This is a genomic window from Luteimonas sp. S4-F44 (assembly GCF_022637415.1).
Classification (GTDB): domain Bacteria; phylum Pseudomonadota; class Gammaproteobacteria; order Xanthomonadales; family Xanthomonadaceae; genus Luteimonas.
Window position 1 is genome coordinate 3,385,001 of record NZ_CP093340.1, and the last position, 14,576, is coordinate 3,399,576.

Here is a 14,576-nt window from a genome sequence, read left to right on the forward strand (position 1 = left end):
TGCTGGTCATGGACCCGTTCAACGGCGGGCGCCCGCTGGACATCGACGAGTTGCGCCTGCGGGCGGCGGCGCATCTGGGCGGGATACCGCCCGACGACGACGCACTGGCCGCGCTGCTGCGCCCGGCCACGGCACGCGCGACGGTGATGCGGGTCCTGCGCAATCTGCATGCGGGCTATCGCGAGGCGGGCGACTGGGCACGTGCGGCGCGTTGCGCCGATCGACTGCTGACCCTGCATCCAGGCACGTGCGATGCACTGCGCGATCGCGGACTCGCCTATCTGGCCCTGGGACACGTGCCGGGGGCGCGCGAGGACCTGACGCGCTACCTGCAGGCGGCCCCCGAGGCCGAGGACGCCGATGTGATCCGCGAACGGCTGGTCGAGGCGGGCCTGCGTCGCCATCGCGCGCACTGACCGGCCGCGAACGTGTGGCCGGCATGCCGCTGTGCGGTTCAGAGCACCATCATCTCGAAGTCATCCTTGGTGACGCCGCAGTCGGGACAGGTCCAGGTCTCGGGCACATCCTCCCAGCGCGTCCCCGGCGCGATGCCTTCGTCGGGCAGGCCTGCGGCCTCGTCGTAAAGGAAGCCGCAGACCACACACATCCAGGTGCGGTAGGCGGTCTGCGTCGATGTGTCGTTCATCGGATAATGGCGGCTGCAGCGGTGTCGGTCCGGAGCCGCATTGTCCCATCGCGTCCCGTGGACCGGAACCCATGCCGATGAACGCTTCCCCGACCGAGCCGCCGCGCGGGCTGTACCTGCTCACACCCGACGAGATCGACACTGCGCGGCTGCTGGCGCGCGTCGCCAGCGTGCTGCCGCATGCGACCTGGCTGCAGTACCGCAACAAACGCGCCGACGCGGCGCTGCGCCGGGAGCAGGCCAGCGCATTGTTGGCGCTGTGCCGGGCCACCGGCGTGCCGTTGCTGGTGAACGACGACTGGCGGCTGGCGGCCGAGCTCGGCGCCGACGGTGCGCATCTGGGCGAAGACGACGGCGCGCTCGTCGAGGCACGAACGGCGCTGGGGACGCAGGCGATCCTCGGTGCGTCCTGCTACGACGACGGTGCCCTGGCGGTGCGCGCGGTCGAGGCCGGCGCCAGCTACGTCGCCTTCGGCAGCTTCTACCCCTCGCCCACCAAGCCGGCGGCGCGGCGCGCACGTCCCGCACTGCTGCGCGAGGCCGCCGCGCTGGGCGTGCCGCGGGTGGCGATCGGCGGCATCACCCCGGACAATGCGCGCACGCTCATCGCGGCCGGCGCGGATCTGGTCGCCGTCGTCAGCGGCGTCTTCGATGCGCCGCACCCCGCCGGCGCCGCACGCGCCTACCGCGCCTGCTTCGGGCTCTGAGCCCGCCCCTTCTCTGGAGTCGTCATGGATACCGCCCGTTCGCTAGCCCTGTTCGCCCGCGCCCGCACGCTGCTGCCCGGAGGCGTCAACTCGCCGGTGCGCGCGTTCAAATCCGTGGGCGGCGAGCCGTTCTTCGTGCAGCGCGCCGATGGCCCGTACCTGTTCGACGTCGACGACAACCGCTACATCGACTACGTCGGCTCGTGGGGCCCGATGATCGTCGGCCACAACCACCCGCAGGTGCGGCAGGCGGTCAAGCGCGCGATCGGCGACGGCCTGTCCTTCGGCGCGCCGTGCCCGGCGGAGGTCACGATGGCCGAGCGCATCACCGCGCTGGTGCCCTCCTGCGAGATGGTGCGCATGGTCAACTCGGGCACCGAGGCCACGCTGTCGGCGATCCGTCTGGCGCGCGGGGCGACCGGTCGCAGCTGCATCGTGAAGTTCGAGGGCTGCTACCACGGCCACGGCGATTCGTTCCTGGTCAAGGCCGGCAGCGGCGCGCTGACCTTCGGCGTGCCGACCTCGCCGGGTGTGCCCAAGGCGCTGGCCGACCTCACGCTGACCCTGCCCTACAACGACTTCGACGCCGCCACCGAGTTGTTCGCGCGCGCCGGCGACCAGATCGCCGGGCTGATCATCGAGCCGGTGGTCGGCAACGCCAACTGCCTGCCGCCGCGCGAGGGCTATCTGCAGCACCTGCGCGCGTTATGCACGCAGTACGGTGCGTTGCTGATCTTCGACGAGGTGATGACCGGTTTCCGCGTCGCGCTCGGCGGCGCGCAGGCGCGCTATGGCGTGACGCCGGACCTGAGCACGTTCGGCAAGATCATCGGCGGCGGCATGCCGGTGGGCGCCTACGGCGGCCGGCGCGCGTTGATGGAACAGATCGCGCCTGCCGGCCCGATCTACCAGGCCGGCACACTGAGCGGCAATCCGGTCGCGATGGCGGCCGGGCTGGCAATGCTCGACCTGATTTCCGAGCCGGGCTTCCACGCCGCGCTCGAGGCGGCGACGCACACGCTGTGCGACGGCCTGGAGGCAGCCGCGCGCGAAGCCGGCGTGCCGTTCACGACCACCCGCGTCGGCGCGATGTTCGGCCTGTTCTTCACCGACCAGCCGCGTGTCGACACCTACGCGCAAGCCGTCGCCTGCGACACCGCGGCCTTCAACCGCTTCTTCCACGGCATGCTCGAACGCGGTGTGTTCCTCGCGCCCTCGGCGTTCGAGGCCGGGTTCCTGTCCGCGGCGCACGATGCCGATGTGATCGACGCGACGATCGCCGCGGCCCGGGAGGCGTTCGCCGACATCGCCGCGTGAGCCCGACGCTGCCGCGGCTGGTGCTGTTCGACTTCGACGGCGTGCTCGCACATTACGCGCACGAGGCGCGCCTGCGTGACTTGGCGCGGGTCGCGGGGTGCGCGCCCGCCCGGGTCGCCGCCGCACTGTTCGAGTCGGGCCTGGAGCGCGCCTACGACAGCGGCGCGATCGACACCGCGGCCTACCTGCTGCAGCTCGGCGACGCACTCGATTGCACGATCGACGAGGCGGCGTGGATCGCCTCGCGCGTGGCCTCCAGTCGCGTGGATCCCGCGGTCCTGGCGCTGGTGACGTCGGTCGCGCAGCGCGTGCCGATCGGCGTGCTCAGCAACAACGGTGCGCTGATGGCCGAGGCGATGCGTCACATCGTGACGCCACTGTTCCCGGCGCTCGACGGCCGTGTGCTGTGCAGCGGCGCGTTGCGGGCGCGCAAGCCCGAACGCGCGATTTTCGAACTGGCGCTCGCGCATTTCAGCGTCGCGGCGCGGGATGTGCTGTTCCTCGACGATCTGTTCGCCAACGTGCGCGGCGCCCGCGCCGCCGGGCTGCAGGCCGACACCGTGCACGACGCGCGCTCACTGCGGCGGGTGCTGCGGCGGCATGGGCTGGGCTAGCCGACGAGACGATGCAGGCAGCGCAGCGCACCCCGCCGGTGATCTCACCCCGCCGCGAAGTGATCGACCAGCGCGGCGCGCAGGCGCGCCAGCCCTTCGGCGATATCGCGGTCGGTGATGTTGAGCGCCGGCACGAAGCGCAGCACGTCCGGCCCGGCCTGCAGCAGCAGCAGGCCGTGGTACGCGGCGCGGTCGAGGATCGCGGTGGCCGCTCCGGCGTGCTCGGGCCGCAACACGGCGCCGAGCATCAAGCCGCGGCCGCGCACCTGGGAAAACACCTGGAACTCGGCGTCGAGCGCGGCCAGGCCTTCGCGCAGCGCGCGGGACTGGCGCGCGACGTTCTCGGCAATCTGCTTTGAAGCGAGCTTGCGCAGCGCGACGCGCGCGACCGCAGCGGCCAATGGATTGCCGCCGAAGGTGGTGCCGTGGTCGCCGAACTGCATCGATTCGCTGACCTTGGGGCCGGCCAGCAGCGCACCGATCGGAAAGCCTCCGCCCAGCGCCTTGGCCAAGGTCATGATGTCGGGCGTCGCGCCGTCCTGCTCGAATGCGAACAACGTGCCGGTGCGTCCCATGCCGGACTGGATCTCGTCGAGCACCAGCAACGCGTCGTGGCGGTCGCACAGCGCGCGCACGGCCGCCAGGTAGCCTTCGGCGGCAGGCATGACGCCGCCTTCGCCCTGCACCGGCTCGAGCATCACCGCGGCGACGTCGCCGCCGGCCATCGCGGCTTCGAGCTGCGCGATGTCGTTGAAGTCGACGTAGCGGAAGCCGCCGGGCAGCGGCTCGTAGCCGGCCTGGTACTTGGGCTGCGCGGTCGCGGTGACGGTGGCCAGGGTGCGGCCGTGGAAGCTGCCACGACAGGTGACGATCACCCGGCGATCGGGGCTGCGGCCCTGCGCCGCGGCCCACTTGCGCACCAGCTTGATCGCCGCCTCGTTGGCCTCGGCGCCGGAGTTGCACAGGAACGCGCGCGTGGCGAAGCCGCTGGCCTCGACCAGTTCGGCCGCCAGCTGCAGCGGCGGCGCGCTGTAGAACACATTGCTGGTGTGCCACAGCTTGCCCGCCTGCTCGACCAGGGCGGCCACGAGGTCGGGATCATTGTGGCCAAGGCCGCACACGGCGATGCCCGCCGACAGGTCCACGTACTCGCGGCCGGCGTCGTCCCACAGACGCGAGCCCTGACCGCGTTCGAGCACAAGCGCGCGCGGCCGGTACACCGGCAGGACGTAACGGGCCAAGGACAGGGGGGCGTCGGTCGCGGTGCTCATGCCAGAGGAATCTAGGGGAAGTGGAATCGCGCATTCTCGCGCATTCGGGCGCCGACAGGACCGCCGATGCGCGGGCTCAGCGGGGCGAAGGCGCACGCGTGCGCTTACAGGAACAGGTCGGGCAGCAGGGGCTGGCTGGGATCGAGCGCATAGTGCGAGAAGTCCTCGACCCCCGCCTCGCGCAGCACCTCGTCGTCGATCAGGAACTGCCCGTGGAACCCGGCGGCCGGACGCACCAGGATCGCGTGCGCCGCGTCGCCCATGATCGCCGGGCTGCGGCCGTTGCCGCGTTCGACCCCGGGAATCATGTTCAAGGCATCGGTGCCGATCAGCGTACGGGGCCACAGCGCATTGACCGCGACCCCCTGCGGGCCGAACTCGGCCGCCAGGCCGAGCGTGACGAAGCTCATGCCCATCTTGGCCAGCGTGTAACCGGTGTGTGGCGCCCACCATTTGGGATCGAGCGACGGCGGCGGGCACAGGGTCAGGATGTGCGGATTGGGGGCTGCGAGCAGATGCGGCAGGCAGGCCTGCGCGCACAGGAAGCTGCCGCGGGCGTTGACCTGCTGCATCAGGTCGAAGCGCTTCATCGGTGTTTCAAGGGTGCCGCGCAGCCAGATCGCACTGGCGTTGTTGACCAGGATGTCGATGCCGCCGAAGGCGTCAACAGTGGCGGCGACCGCGGCACGCACCTGGTCCTCGTCGCGGATGTCGCATTTGAGGGCCAAGCCCCGGCCGCCCGCCGCGTTCACCGCCTCGGCCGCGCTGTGGATGGTGCCCGGCAACCTGGGGTTGGGCACCGACGACTTCGCGGCGATCGCAACGTTGGCGCCATCGCGCGCAGCGCGCAGCGCGATCGCCAGACCGATGCCGCGCGAGGCGCCGGTGATGAAAAGTGTCTTGCCGGCGAGTGTGGGCATGTCTGGGGTCCGGTCGATGAGATCGCAGGCATTATGCGCGTGGCGCTGGCCGCATTCAGGCCGCGGCGCGATACTGGCCGGCCCTTCCGCCACAGGTCCTGTCGATGCGCCCCACTATCGCCCTCGCATTGCTCGCACTGTCGCTGGCCGCCTGCGGCGATGCAGCGCCCGATGCCGCCAACCGCGACGTCCCGGTCGCCCGGCCGGCTGCGCAGTCCGCGGCGGAGACCGGGTCGATGCCGGCACCGATGGCGCCCGAAGCGATCGCCGACGGTGATGACCTGGTGGTGGGCCCGGCCTCGGTCTGGCAGGGCGACCTGTCGCCTTGCCGCACCGCCGCGACGGCGATCGACGCCTGCCTGCTGTCGACCATGCAGGCCGGTGACGCCTCACCCGAGGCGTTGGCGGCGACCACCCGCCTGATCGCACTCGGCGACCCCGGCCACGTCAGCGGCTGGCGCTCGGTCGACGGTGTGGGTTACGCGCAGATCACCTATCCGTTCCGCGCCAATACCAACGAGGGCGTGTGGTTGGTCGATGCCGACGGCCACGCGGTGGACGTGGACGAGGCCGTGCTGCCGGCAGGCGCAAGCCGGATGCGCGACGCGCTCAAGCCGTTCCTCGATGCGCATCCCGATGCGATGCCGTTCGCGCCGGCCAAGGCCGCCGGCAGCGAGGCCCTGGCCGACGGCGGCCTGCGGTTGCGTTTCGAGGTACCGATGCGCAACTGCCACGCCTGCGCGGATCTCGGCACGCTGGTGTTGGGCTACGACTTCGACGCCGATCGCCAGTACACCGGTCGCACCCTCGTCGCGGTGCGCGCGGCCGACTGACGGGGCGCGCCAGCCGCCGGCGCGCTCAGGTGTAGGCGCGCACCTGCCGCCGGAGCAGGTGCGGCACGATCAGCCGATGGATCGGCGCGACGGGCTGCATGTACAGACGCCCGAACGCATTGTGGACGTGCACGACCGTTGCCACCTCGAGCATCTCCTCGCCATGCCATTGCACCGCCACTTGCACACGCAGGTGGCGGTCGTCGTCTTCAAGCACGATTGCCGCGTCGCACAGCGCCTGCAACGTGAAGATACCGATGCGCTCGCCCGGCCGCGGCGTACCGGCCGACGGCACCGCGCGCAGCGCGCCCAGGTCCTTCATGCCCAGCAGCCTCAGCCCCCGATTGCGCACCGCCATCAGGCCGTCGAATCAACCCGGCACGGCGGCAGCGAAGTCGCGATAGGCCTGCAAGGCCGTGCGGCCGCCACGTACAGTCTGGACCCGGCTGGCATGGCGGAAATCGGCGCCGGGCAGCTGCGCATACAGCGCAATGCGTGCATCGGGCACGCCGGACACCACACGCGGCTTCAAGGCTTCGGCCCTCGACCCTCGTTATCTTCCCACTTGAGCAGCTTGCGGGTGACCACGCGATAGACCGGCTTGCCGGTGCGGAACCACAGATCGCGCACCCAGGAGCGCCGCCGCAGCAGGCGCTGCTCGACCGGCGTGAGCGCGGCGCGGCAATAGGTGCGCTTGTGCTTGAGCAGGTGACGCAGGTCCTCGCGCGCGAGCAGCCGCATCCAACGCGAACGCGGATCGCCGACGACGGCGAGCTGGAAGTCGATGATCGCCGGGCGGCCATCGTCGAGCACCAGCCAGTTCGCCTCTTTGGCCAGGTCGTTGTGCGCCAGGCCGCGCCGATGCAACGCCTGGAGTTGCCGCCGCGCGTGACGGAAGTACGCCAGATCGCCGTGCGGCGGGCGCTGGTACATCGCCGCGCCAGCCATGTAGCTGCGATCGAGCCGCCGCCCGTCCCAGCGCAGCAGCTGCGGCACATCGGCCATGCCGCGCACGCGGGCCAGTCCGCGCGCCTCGCGACGCGCCAGCCACCACGCCGGCAGCCGCAGCCACAGCGGCACATGGCGCAGGTCCCGGCGCACGAACAGGCTGCCGTCGGCGCCGCGCATCAACGCGATGCGGCCGAAGCTGTCGGACTTGAGCGCATGCAGCTCGATGGCGGGGTCGGCGGACGATGACATGGCCGCATTGTACGGATCGCGCCCGGGTTAACGTCGGCCGACGCGAGGGTGGGGACGCGGCGGGCTGGGCGCGATGCCCTGCCATAATGGCGCGATGCTCAGCGAATTCTTCAATAGCCTCATCGGGTGGGTCGGCGACCACCCGGTCGCGGCCGGCATCGTCGTCTTCCTGATCGCCTTCTGCGACTCAGTCATCGTGCTCGGCGCCATCGTGCCGGCGCTGCCGCTGCTGTTCGCGATCGGCGTGCTGATCGGCCTGGGCGAGATCTCCGGCCCGTACGCGGTCGCCTGCGCCACGCTCGGCGCGATGGCCGGCGACGGGCTGAGCTATTGGGTCGGCCGACGCTGGGGCCACGGGCTGCGGACGGTGTGGCCGTTCCACAAGTTTCCGCAATTGCTCGACCGCGGCGAGAACCTGTTCCGCCGCAATGCCGTCAAGAGCATCCTGATCGCACGCTACGTCGGCGCCATCCGGCCGTTCGTGCCTGCGATCGCCGGCATCGCGAAGATGCCGTTGCGGCGCTACCTGCCGGTCAGCGGCGTGGCCTGCCTGTCATGGGGTGCGCTGTTCTTGGCCCCGGGCTGGCTGTTCGGCGCGTCCTACGATGCGGTCGCCGCGGTCGCCGACCGGCTGGCGATCGTGCTCGGCGCGCTGGTCGCGGTGCTGGCGCTGGCCTGGGCCATCGTGCTCTACACCTATCGCTGGTTCGACGCGCACGCCAACAGCCTGCTCGCCCGCCTGCTCGGCTGGACCCGCCAGCATCCGCGGCTGGGCCGCTACGCGGTGGCGCTGGTCGATCCGCGGCGCCCGGAATCGGCCTCGCTGGCGATCCTGGCGGTCTGCCTGCTGGCGATTGGCTGGGCCTGGTTCGCGCTGCTGGCGACAGTGATCATGCGCGGCGAGCCGCTGCTGCTCGACCAGACCGTGTTCCAGTTCATGTACGAGCTGCGCAACCCGCTGGCCGACCGGCTGATGGCCGGCCTGGCCTCGATCGGCGATGTGCATGTGCTCGGTCCGGCGGTCGCGTTGACGCTCGGCTGGCTGATCTGGCGGCGCCGCTGGCTGGGCGCGGCGCACTGGCTGGCGGCTCTGGCCTTCGGCATGGCGCTGACCGCGCTGCTGGGCGCGGTGATCGACATGCCCAGGCCGCCGACCGCGCACGGCGGCTTTGGCTTCCCCGCGGTCGAGATCACGATGGCGACGATCGTCTTCGGCTTCTTCGCGGTGCTGATCGCACGCGAGCTGCCCGGGCGCTCGCGGGTCTGGCCGTACCTGGTGTCAGGCGCGGTGGTCGCGGTGCTGGGCTTCGCGCGGTTGTACCTGGGCGCGCATTGGCTCAGCGACATCGTCGGCGGCATGCTGCTGGGCATCGTCTGGCTGCTGGTGCTGGGCATCGCCTATCGCCGCCACGTGGACCGCTCATTCTGGATGCGTCCGGTGGCGACGATCTTCTACGTCACCTTCGTGCTGGCCGCGCTGTGGCATGCGCCGCGCGCAGTCGATCCGCTACTGGCACGCTTGGTCGCCGCCCCGCCGGCGCGGACGTTGGCGGTCGGCGACTGGTGGGCGCGCGACTGGGCGCAGCTGCCCGGCCAGCTGCGCGAGCGCGACCCGGCCCACCGCTGGCCGCTGGATCTGCAGGTCGCCGGCCCGCTGGCGCCGCTGCAGGCCCGGCTCCAGGCGCAAGGCTGGCAGGTGCAGCCGCAGGCCGACTGGATGCAGGTGCTCAACCTGCTCGACGACGATGTGCCCGCCGACGACAAGCCGGTGCTGCCGGCCACACTCGACGCCAATGCCGAATCGCTGTTGATGCGTCGGGTCACCGACGAATCCCGGATCGAGGTCCTGCGCCTGTGGCGCGCGCCGGTGCAGCTCGACGATGCCCAACCGCTGTGGCTGGGCACCAGCCAGTCGATGCTGCAGACCCGACCGTTCGGCCTGTTCAGCCTGTGGCAGCCGCAGCCCGATGCGCACGGCGTGCATCGCGGCTTGCGCGATGTGCTGACGGGCTTCGAATGGCGCGAGGACGTGCACCCGCAGTCGGGCGTACCGACCTTGCGGCTGCGCATCGCCGGCGACGGCTCAGTCGTCGACCAGCCGCAGTAGCGTCTCCAGGCGGACGTCGGGATCGTCCTGCTGCAACAGCTGCTGGCGCTGCGCGGCGGCCAGCGGCAGCAGTTCGGCCAACCGCCAGCCGACCCAGGCCGCATCGTCGAACCGTGGCTCGGGGAAGGCGCGGTCGGCGCCGTCGATGCGTTCGAGGATCTTGCGCAGCACCACACCCAGCAGGGCATGTTCGGGCTGCAGCTCGATCTGCGGATCGGGGGCGCACCAGTCGACATCGGCGACCACCAGCCCGTTGTCGCGGACGCGGGTGCGCTCGACGCGGAAGCGTCGCGCGCCGCGCACGCGCAACCGCAGCAGGCCATCGACGCCGGTGTCGAAGTCTTCGATCACCGCCTCGGTGCCGACGCTGGCCGGCGTCGCCGGCCCACCGACCTCCCCGCCCTCGAGAATCAGGCAGATACCGAAGCCGCTGTCGCGTCGACCGCATTCGCGGAGCATGTCGAGATAGCGCGACTCGAACACACGCAGTGCCAGCGACGCGCCGGGCAGCAGCACGGCATCGAGCGGAAACAGCGGCAGCGTCGCGGATGTCGTCATGCCGGCCATCCTAGTGGCTGCACGATGAAATCGTCATCCTGCGTGAGGCGCAGGGCGCGAAGCACCCGCGTGCCGGCCCGTTGCCTGGCCGGCGTGCAAGGTGCTGTGCTTGCGATCAGAAGCTGTACTTGATGTGCGTGTGCACGCGCTGCAGATCGCCTTCCAGGCCGTTCTCCAGGCGACGATCGGCCCAGCTCAGTTCGCCGCCGACATCGAGGTTGCGGGCCGGCGAATAGATCATGTTGACGCGGAACGATTGCGCACGCTCGGTGACGCTGCCGCCGGTCAACAGCGGATCGTTGTCGAGCGAGGCCAGCGAATAGATGACATTGCTGCGCAGCTTGGGCGAGAACGCGTGCCGCCATGCGGCGAAGCCGCCGTAGCCGCGCTGACTGTGCAGGCGGCCGTCGGCGTCGAGCACGGTGTCGCTGCCGAGCGCGAAGCCGAGATACCGGCCGATGCCGTCGCCGCCGCTGACCATGTAGCGGATGTCGTCGTTGGCGCCGAGGTTGAACCGGCCCGAGACGCTCAGCGCCGCGCCCGAGGTGCTGGCATCGCCACTGCGGAAGCGACGCGCCAGCCCGGCGACGGTGAAGTGGCCCCAGTCGCCGCGGGTGATCCAACGCGCGGTGACGTCGGGCAGCCGGTCGTCGCCGCTGTTGAAGCGCGCGGCCCGCGACAGGTACGGCGTCACCGTGGTCTGCGGGTTCTCCACCGAGACCGACCACGGGCCGCGCGTGTAGCGCAACTGCGCCTGGCGGTTGAAGACGGTGCCTTCGGACGGGCCGGTGAAGTCGACCGCGTCGGGCAGCGCCGCGACATCCTGGAAGTTCGACCACGTCTGGCCGGCGAGCCAGCCGTTGTAGCTGACGTAAGCCTGGCGCAGGGTCAGCGCGTAGGTGTTGGTGATCACCTCGTTACCAGCCAACGCGTTGCTGCCGCCGCCGTACATGTCGGCCTCGATGTAGGCCTTGATCGTCTTGCCGCTGTCGGTGACGGTGTCGGCGCCCAGCCAGAAGCGCGAGAACTGCGCGTGTACATCGCTGTAGGTGCTGCTCTGGCCCTGGCCGTCGGCCGCGACCGGGGTGGCGCCGGGGAAGTAGAACAGGCGGCCGGGTGAGCCGTCGGCGATCTGCCCATCGCTGGTGCGCGTGGTCATCGCATCGAACTTGATGAAACCGCCGAACGAGAACGTGGTGCCGGGCGCCGCGCCGGGCATCATCGGGTTGCGGGCGGGCGTCGCGCTGCCCGTAGGCGCGGGCGCCGTGGTCGCAGTGGCGGTCGCGGTCGCGGGCACCGCAGCGGGCGTAGCCGCAGGCGTCGCGGTGCCGCGATGGCTGTCGAGCAGCGCGCGCAGTTCACGCATCTCGCGCTCCATCTGGCCCAGTCGCGCCTCGACCGCCGCGACGTCGACGTCCTGCGCCGACACCGGCGCGATGCAGGCGGCCGCAACGGCCAGGGCGATCGGCGACAGCCATCGCTTCGCGTTGGATCTGGACATGTGGTTCCCTCTCCCAAGCAGCGGCCCGCCCCGGGCTGGGGCGGCGACCGAAAACAGCGGCGCCGGCGCATCAGCCGGCGCGGCGGCTCAGACGAAGCGCAGGCCCGTCGAGCCGAGTCCGTCGATGCGGACCTGGACGTTGTCGCCCGCCTCGACGGCGACGGCGGCGGTGATCGCGCCCGAGAGCACGACGCTGCCGGCCGGCAGCGACTGGCCGCGGGCGTGCAGCATGTCGACCAGCATCGCGACCGCGAGCGCGGGATTGCCCAGCACCGCGGCGCCTGCGCCGACCTCGACGACCTGGCCGTTCTTCTCCAGCACCACACCCGTGGTCTCCAGGTCGAGGCCCTGCGGCGCGGTCGGGCGCGAGCCGATCACGTAGCGCGCGGCCGAGGTGTTGTCGGCGATCACGCTCGGCAGGTCGAAGCGGAAGTTCTCGTAGCGCGAGTCGATGACCTCGATCGCCGGCAGCAGGCACAGCGTCGCGGCCATGACCTGCTCGGGCGTGCAGCCCGGCCCCTGCAATGCATCGCGCATCACGAAGGCGATCTCGGCCTCGACCTTGGGATGGATCAGCCGCGCGGCCTCGATCTCGGCGCCATCATCGACTGCGTTGTCGCTGCCCAGAAAGCCGTAGATCGGCGTCTCGACGCCCATCTGCTGCATCTTGGCGTACGAGGTCAGGCCCATCTTCATGCCGACGCAGCGCACACCGCGCGCCTGCTTGTGCGCGCGCAACGCATCCTGGATGCGGTAGGCGTCCTCGATCGACAGGTCGGGGTGCGCGTCGGTGATCTTGACCGTGTCGCGCACGTCGCGCTCGGCATCGTGCAGCAGGGTCGCCAGCTGCGCGATCGTCTCCGGTGACAGGCTCATGCCGTGGCCTCCCGGCGGGCGTCGGCACTTTCGCGCGCGCGCACCATGTCGAGCGCGACGTCGACGATCATGTCTTCCTGGCCGCCAACCATGCGCCGCTTGCCCAGCTCGACCAGGATGTCGACCGCGCTGATGCCGAAGCGCTCGGCCGCGGCTTCCGCGTGGCGCAGGAAGCTCGAGTACACGCCGGCATAGCCCAGCGCCAGGGTTTCGCGATCGACGCGCACCGGACGCTCCTGCAGCGGGCGAACGATGTCGTCGGCGGCGTCCATCAGCATGCGCAGGTCGCAGCCGTGCCGCCAGCCCAACCGCGAGGCCGCGGCGATGAACACTTCGAGCGGCGCATTGCCGGCGCCTGCGCCCATGCCCGCCAGGCTGGCGTCGATGCGGTCGCAGCCTTCCTCGGCCGCGACGATCGAATTGGCGACGCCGAGCGAGAGGTTGTGGTGGGCGTGGATGCCGGTCTGCGTGCGCGGATCGAGCACGTCCTTGAACGCGCGGAACCGTGCGCGCACGTCCTGCATGCCCAGCGCGCCGCCCGAGTCGACGACATACACGCACGAGGCGCCGTAGCTTTCCATCTTCTTCGCCTGCTCGGCGAGCGCAGCCGGTTCGGCCATGTGGCTCATCATCAGAAAGCCCACCGCATCCATGCCCAGGGCATTGGCCGCCTCGATGTGCTGACGCGAGACGTCGGCCTCGGTGCAGTGGGTGGCCACGCGCACCACGCGGGCGCCGGCGGCATGGGCGTTCTTCAGATCGTGGACCGTGCCGATGCCCGGCAGCAGCAGGGTCGCGACCTTCGCGTGTTGCACGGTCTCGGCGACTGCCTCGATCCATTCGACATCGCTGTGCGCGCCGAAGCCGTAGTTGAACGACGCCCCCTGCAGGCCGTCGCCGTGCGCGACCTCGATCGAATCCACGCCCGCAGCGTCGAGTGCGCCGGCGATCCGGCGCACCTGGTCCAGCGTGTACTGGTGGCGCACCGCGTGCGAGCCGTCGCGCAGGGTGACGTCGGAAATGGTGAGCTTGCGGTCGTTCATCGGGTCGGCTCCGGCTGCGCGGCCGCCAGGCGCGCGGCGATGCGCTCGCCGGTGGCCAGGGCCGCGGAGGTCATGATGTCGAGGTTGCCGGCGTACGCCGGCAGGTAATGCGCGGCACCCTCGACCTCGAGGAACACCGAGGTCTTCAGGCCGGTCGTCGGACCGACCCCCGGCACGTTGCAGGGACGCTCGATGCGTTCGAACTGCACGGCCTGCTTGAGCCGGTAGCCGGGCACGTGGCGCGCCACGTCGGCGACCATCGCCTCGATCGCCGCGGCGATGCGCGCGGTGTCGGCCTCGTCGGACAGCACGTAGACGGTATCGCGCATCAGCAGCGGCGGCTCGGCCGGATTGAGCACGATGATCGCCTTGCCCTTGCGCGCGCCGCCGACCGCTTCGATCGCGCGCGAGGTGGTCTCGGTGAATTCGTCGATGTTGGCTCGCGTGCCCGGTCCTGCGGAGCGGCTGGAGATCGACGCGACGATCTCGGCGTAGTGCACCTTCGCCACGCTGGCGACGGCCGCGACGATCGGGATCGTCGCCTGTCCGCCGCAGGTGACCATGTTGACGTTCGGCGCGTCGATATGCGCGTCGAGGTTGACCGTCGGCACGCAATAGGGACCGATCGCGGCGGGGGTGAGGTCGACGACGCGGATGTCCGGCCGTGCCTGGCGCAACACCGCATCGTTGCGCACGTGCGCGCCGGCGGATGTGGCGTCGAACACCACCTGCACGTCGTCGAACAACGGCGAGGCGACCAGCCCCTCGACGCCCGCGTCGCAGGTCTGCACACCCATCGCACGCGCGCGCGCCAGGCCGTCGGAGGCCGGATCGATGCCGACCAGCGGGCCCATGGCCAGGTGCTGGCCGTGGCGCAGGATCTTGATCATCAGATCGGTGCCGATGTTGCCGGGACCGATCACGGCTGCCTTGACGGGCATGGGGACTCCTCGAAGCGTTGAAACGGACGTGGGGAAGGGCGG

15 protein-coding genes and 1 pseudogene (1 of these 16 cut by a window edge) are annotated in these 14,576 nt (G+C 70.8%); 6 read left to right on the top strand and 10 right to left on the bottom strand.

What is annotated here, in order from left to right; all coding sequences use genetic code 11:
• Window positions 1–416, top strand: the 3' portion of a protein-coding gene (locus MNO14_RS15240; protein ID WP_241946362.1) for a tetratricopeptide repeat protein. 385 nt of this gene lie to the left of the window's left edge; the window shows 416 of its 801 coding nt (coding positions 386–801); its start codon lies beyond the left edge, outside the window; the stop codon is at window positions 414–416.
• Window positions 417–454: 38 nt separating this feature from the next.
• Here the strand turns inward: MNO14_RS15240 and MNO14_RS15245 are convergent, their stop codons facing one another.
• Window positions 455–646, bottom strand: a complete 192-nt coding sequence (locus tag MNO14_RS15245) for a rubredoxin (protein ID WP_183425332.1) — start codon at window positions 644–646, stop codon at window positions 455–457.
• A gap of 77 nt (window positions 647–723) precedes the next feature.
• Here MNO14_RS15245 and thiE point away from each other — a divergent pair, with 77 nt between their 5' ends.
• Genes thiE through MNO14_RS15260 form a run of 3 tightly spaced genes read left to right on the top strand, consistent with a single transcriptional unit; the run spans window position 724 to window position 3,284 of the window.
• Window positions 724–1,353 carry a thiamine phosphate synthase gene (thiE, locus tag MNO14_RS15250; RefSeq protein ID WP_241944527.1) on the top strand — a complete coding sequence of 210 codons (630 nt, stop codon included), beginning with the start codon at window positions 724–726 and terminating at the stop codon, window positions 1,351–1,353.
• Window positions 1,354–1,377: 24 nt separating this feature from the next.
• Window positions 1,378–2,670 carry a glutamate-1-semialdehyde 2,1-aminomutase gene (gene hemL / locus MNO14_RS15255; protein WP_241944528.1) on the top strand — a complete coding sequence of 431 codons (1,293 nt, stop codon included), beginning with the start codon at window positions 1,378–1,380 and terminating at the stop codon, window positions 2,668–2,670.
• The gene (locus MNO14_RS15260; RefSeq protein ID WP_241944529.1) at window positions 2,667–3,284 is read left to right on the top strand and encodes an HAD-IA family hydrolase; all 618 of its coding nucleotides are present in this window, start codon (window positions 2,667–2,669) and stop codon (window positions 3,282–3,284) included. The genes hemL and MNO14_RS15260 overlap by 4 nt, the downstream gene beginning before the upstream one ends.
• A gap of 44 nt (window positions 3,285–3,328) precedes the next feature.
• Here MNO14_RS15260 and MNO14_RS15265 read toward each other — a convergent pair whose 3' ends face one another.
• Window positions 3,329–4,555: an acetylornithine transaminase gene (locus MNO14_RS15265; RefSeq protein WP_241944530.1), complete on the bottom strand. Its 1,227-nt coding sequence runs from the start codon at window positions 4,553–4,555 to the stop codon at window positions 3,329–3,331.
• Between the two features lie 104 nt (window positions 4,556–4,659).
• Complete coding sequence (locus MNO14_RS15270; RefSeq protein WP_241944531.1) at window positions 4,660–5,475, bottom strand: NAD(P)-dependent oxidoreductase; 816 nt, start codon at window positions 5,473–5,475, stop codon at window positions 4,660–4,662.
• Between the two features lie 104 nt (window positions 5,476–5,579).
• On the opposite strand from MNO14_RS15270, the gene MNO14_RS15275 reads away from it, so the two are divergent.
• Window positions 5,580–6,308 (top strand): hypothetical protein, encoded by a 729-nt coding sequence (locus MNO14_RS15275; protein ID WP_241944532.1) that lies wholly within the window; start codon window positions 5,580–5,582, stop codon window positions 6,306–6,308.
• A 25-nt stretch (window positions 6,309–6,333) separates the two neighbouring features.
• Here the strand turns inward: MNO14_RS15275 and MNO14_RS15280 are convergent.
• Window positions 6,334–6,840: pseudogene (locus tag MNO14_RS15280) on the bottom strand (DUF2867 domain-containing protein).
• Window positions 6,837–7,508 carry a serine/threonine protein kinase gene (locus tag MNO14_RS15285; RefSeq protein WP_241944533.1) on the bottom strand — a complete coding sequence of 224 codons (672 nt, stop codon included), beginning with the start codon at window positions 7,506–7,508 and terminating at the stop codon, window positions 6,837–6,839. The pseudogene MNO14_RS15280 and the gene MNO14_RS15285 overlap by 4 nt, the downstream one beginning before the upstream one ends.
• A 94-nt stretch (window positions 7,509–7,602) precedes the next feature.
• Here MNO14_RS15285 and MNO14_RS15290 point away from each other — a divergent pair, with 94 nt between their 5' ends.
• Entirely contained in the window at window positions 7,603–9,615 is a 2,013-nt protein-coding gene (locus MNO14_RS15290; RefSeq protein WP_241944534.1) for a bifunctional DedA family/phosphatase PAP2 family protein, read from the top strand.
• Here MNO14_RS15290 and MNO14_RS15295 read toward each other — a convergent pair.
• The 5 genes from MNO14_RS15295 to MNO14_RS15315 form a co-directional block, all read right to left on the bottom strand.
• On the bottom strand, window positions 9,592–10,182 hold the full coding sequence (locus MNO14_RS15295) for an LON peptidase substrate-binding domain-containing protein (RefSeq protein WP_241944535.1): 591 nt from the start codon (window positions 10,180–10,182) through the stop codon (window positions 9,592–9,594). The genes MNO14_RS15290 and MNO14_RS15295 overlap by 24 nt on opposite strands.
• 106 nt (window positions 10,183–10,288) lie before the next feature.
• Window positions 10,289–11,674 carry a DcaP family trimeric outer membrane transporter gene (locus MNO14_RS15300; protein ID WP_241944536.1) on the bottom strand — a complete coding sequence of 462 codons (1,386 nt, stop codon included), beginning with the start codon at window positions 11,672–11,674 and terminating at the stop codon, window positions 10,289–10,291.
• Between the two features lie 87 nt (window positions 11,675–11,761).
• Entirely contained in the window at window positions 11,762–12,550 is a 789-nt protein-coding gene (gene dmpH, locus MNO14_RS15305) for a 2-oxo-3-hexenedioate decarboxylase (protein WP_241944537.1), read from the bottom strand.
• Complete coding sequence (dmpG, locus tag MNO14_RS15310; protein ID WP_241944538.1) at window positions 12,547–13,593, bottom strand: 4-hydroxy-2-oxovalerate aldolase; 1,047 nt, start codon at window positions 13,591–13,593, stop codon at window positions 12,547–12,549. The genes dmpH and dmpG overlap by 4 nt, the downstream gene beginning before the upstream one ends.
• Window positions 13,590–14,534, bottom strand: a complete 945-nt coding sequence (locus MNO14_RS15315; protein WP_241944539.1) for an acetaldehyde dehydrogenase (acetylating) — start codon at window positions 14,532–14,534, stop codon at window positions 13,590–13,592. The genes dmpG and MNO14_RS15315 overlap by 4 nt, the downstream gene beginning before the upstream one ends.
• Window positions 14,535–14,576 lie beyond the last annotated feature (42 nt).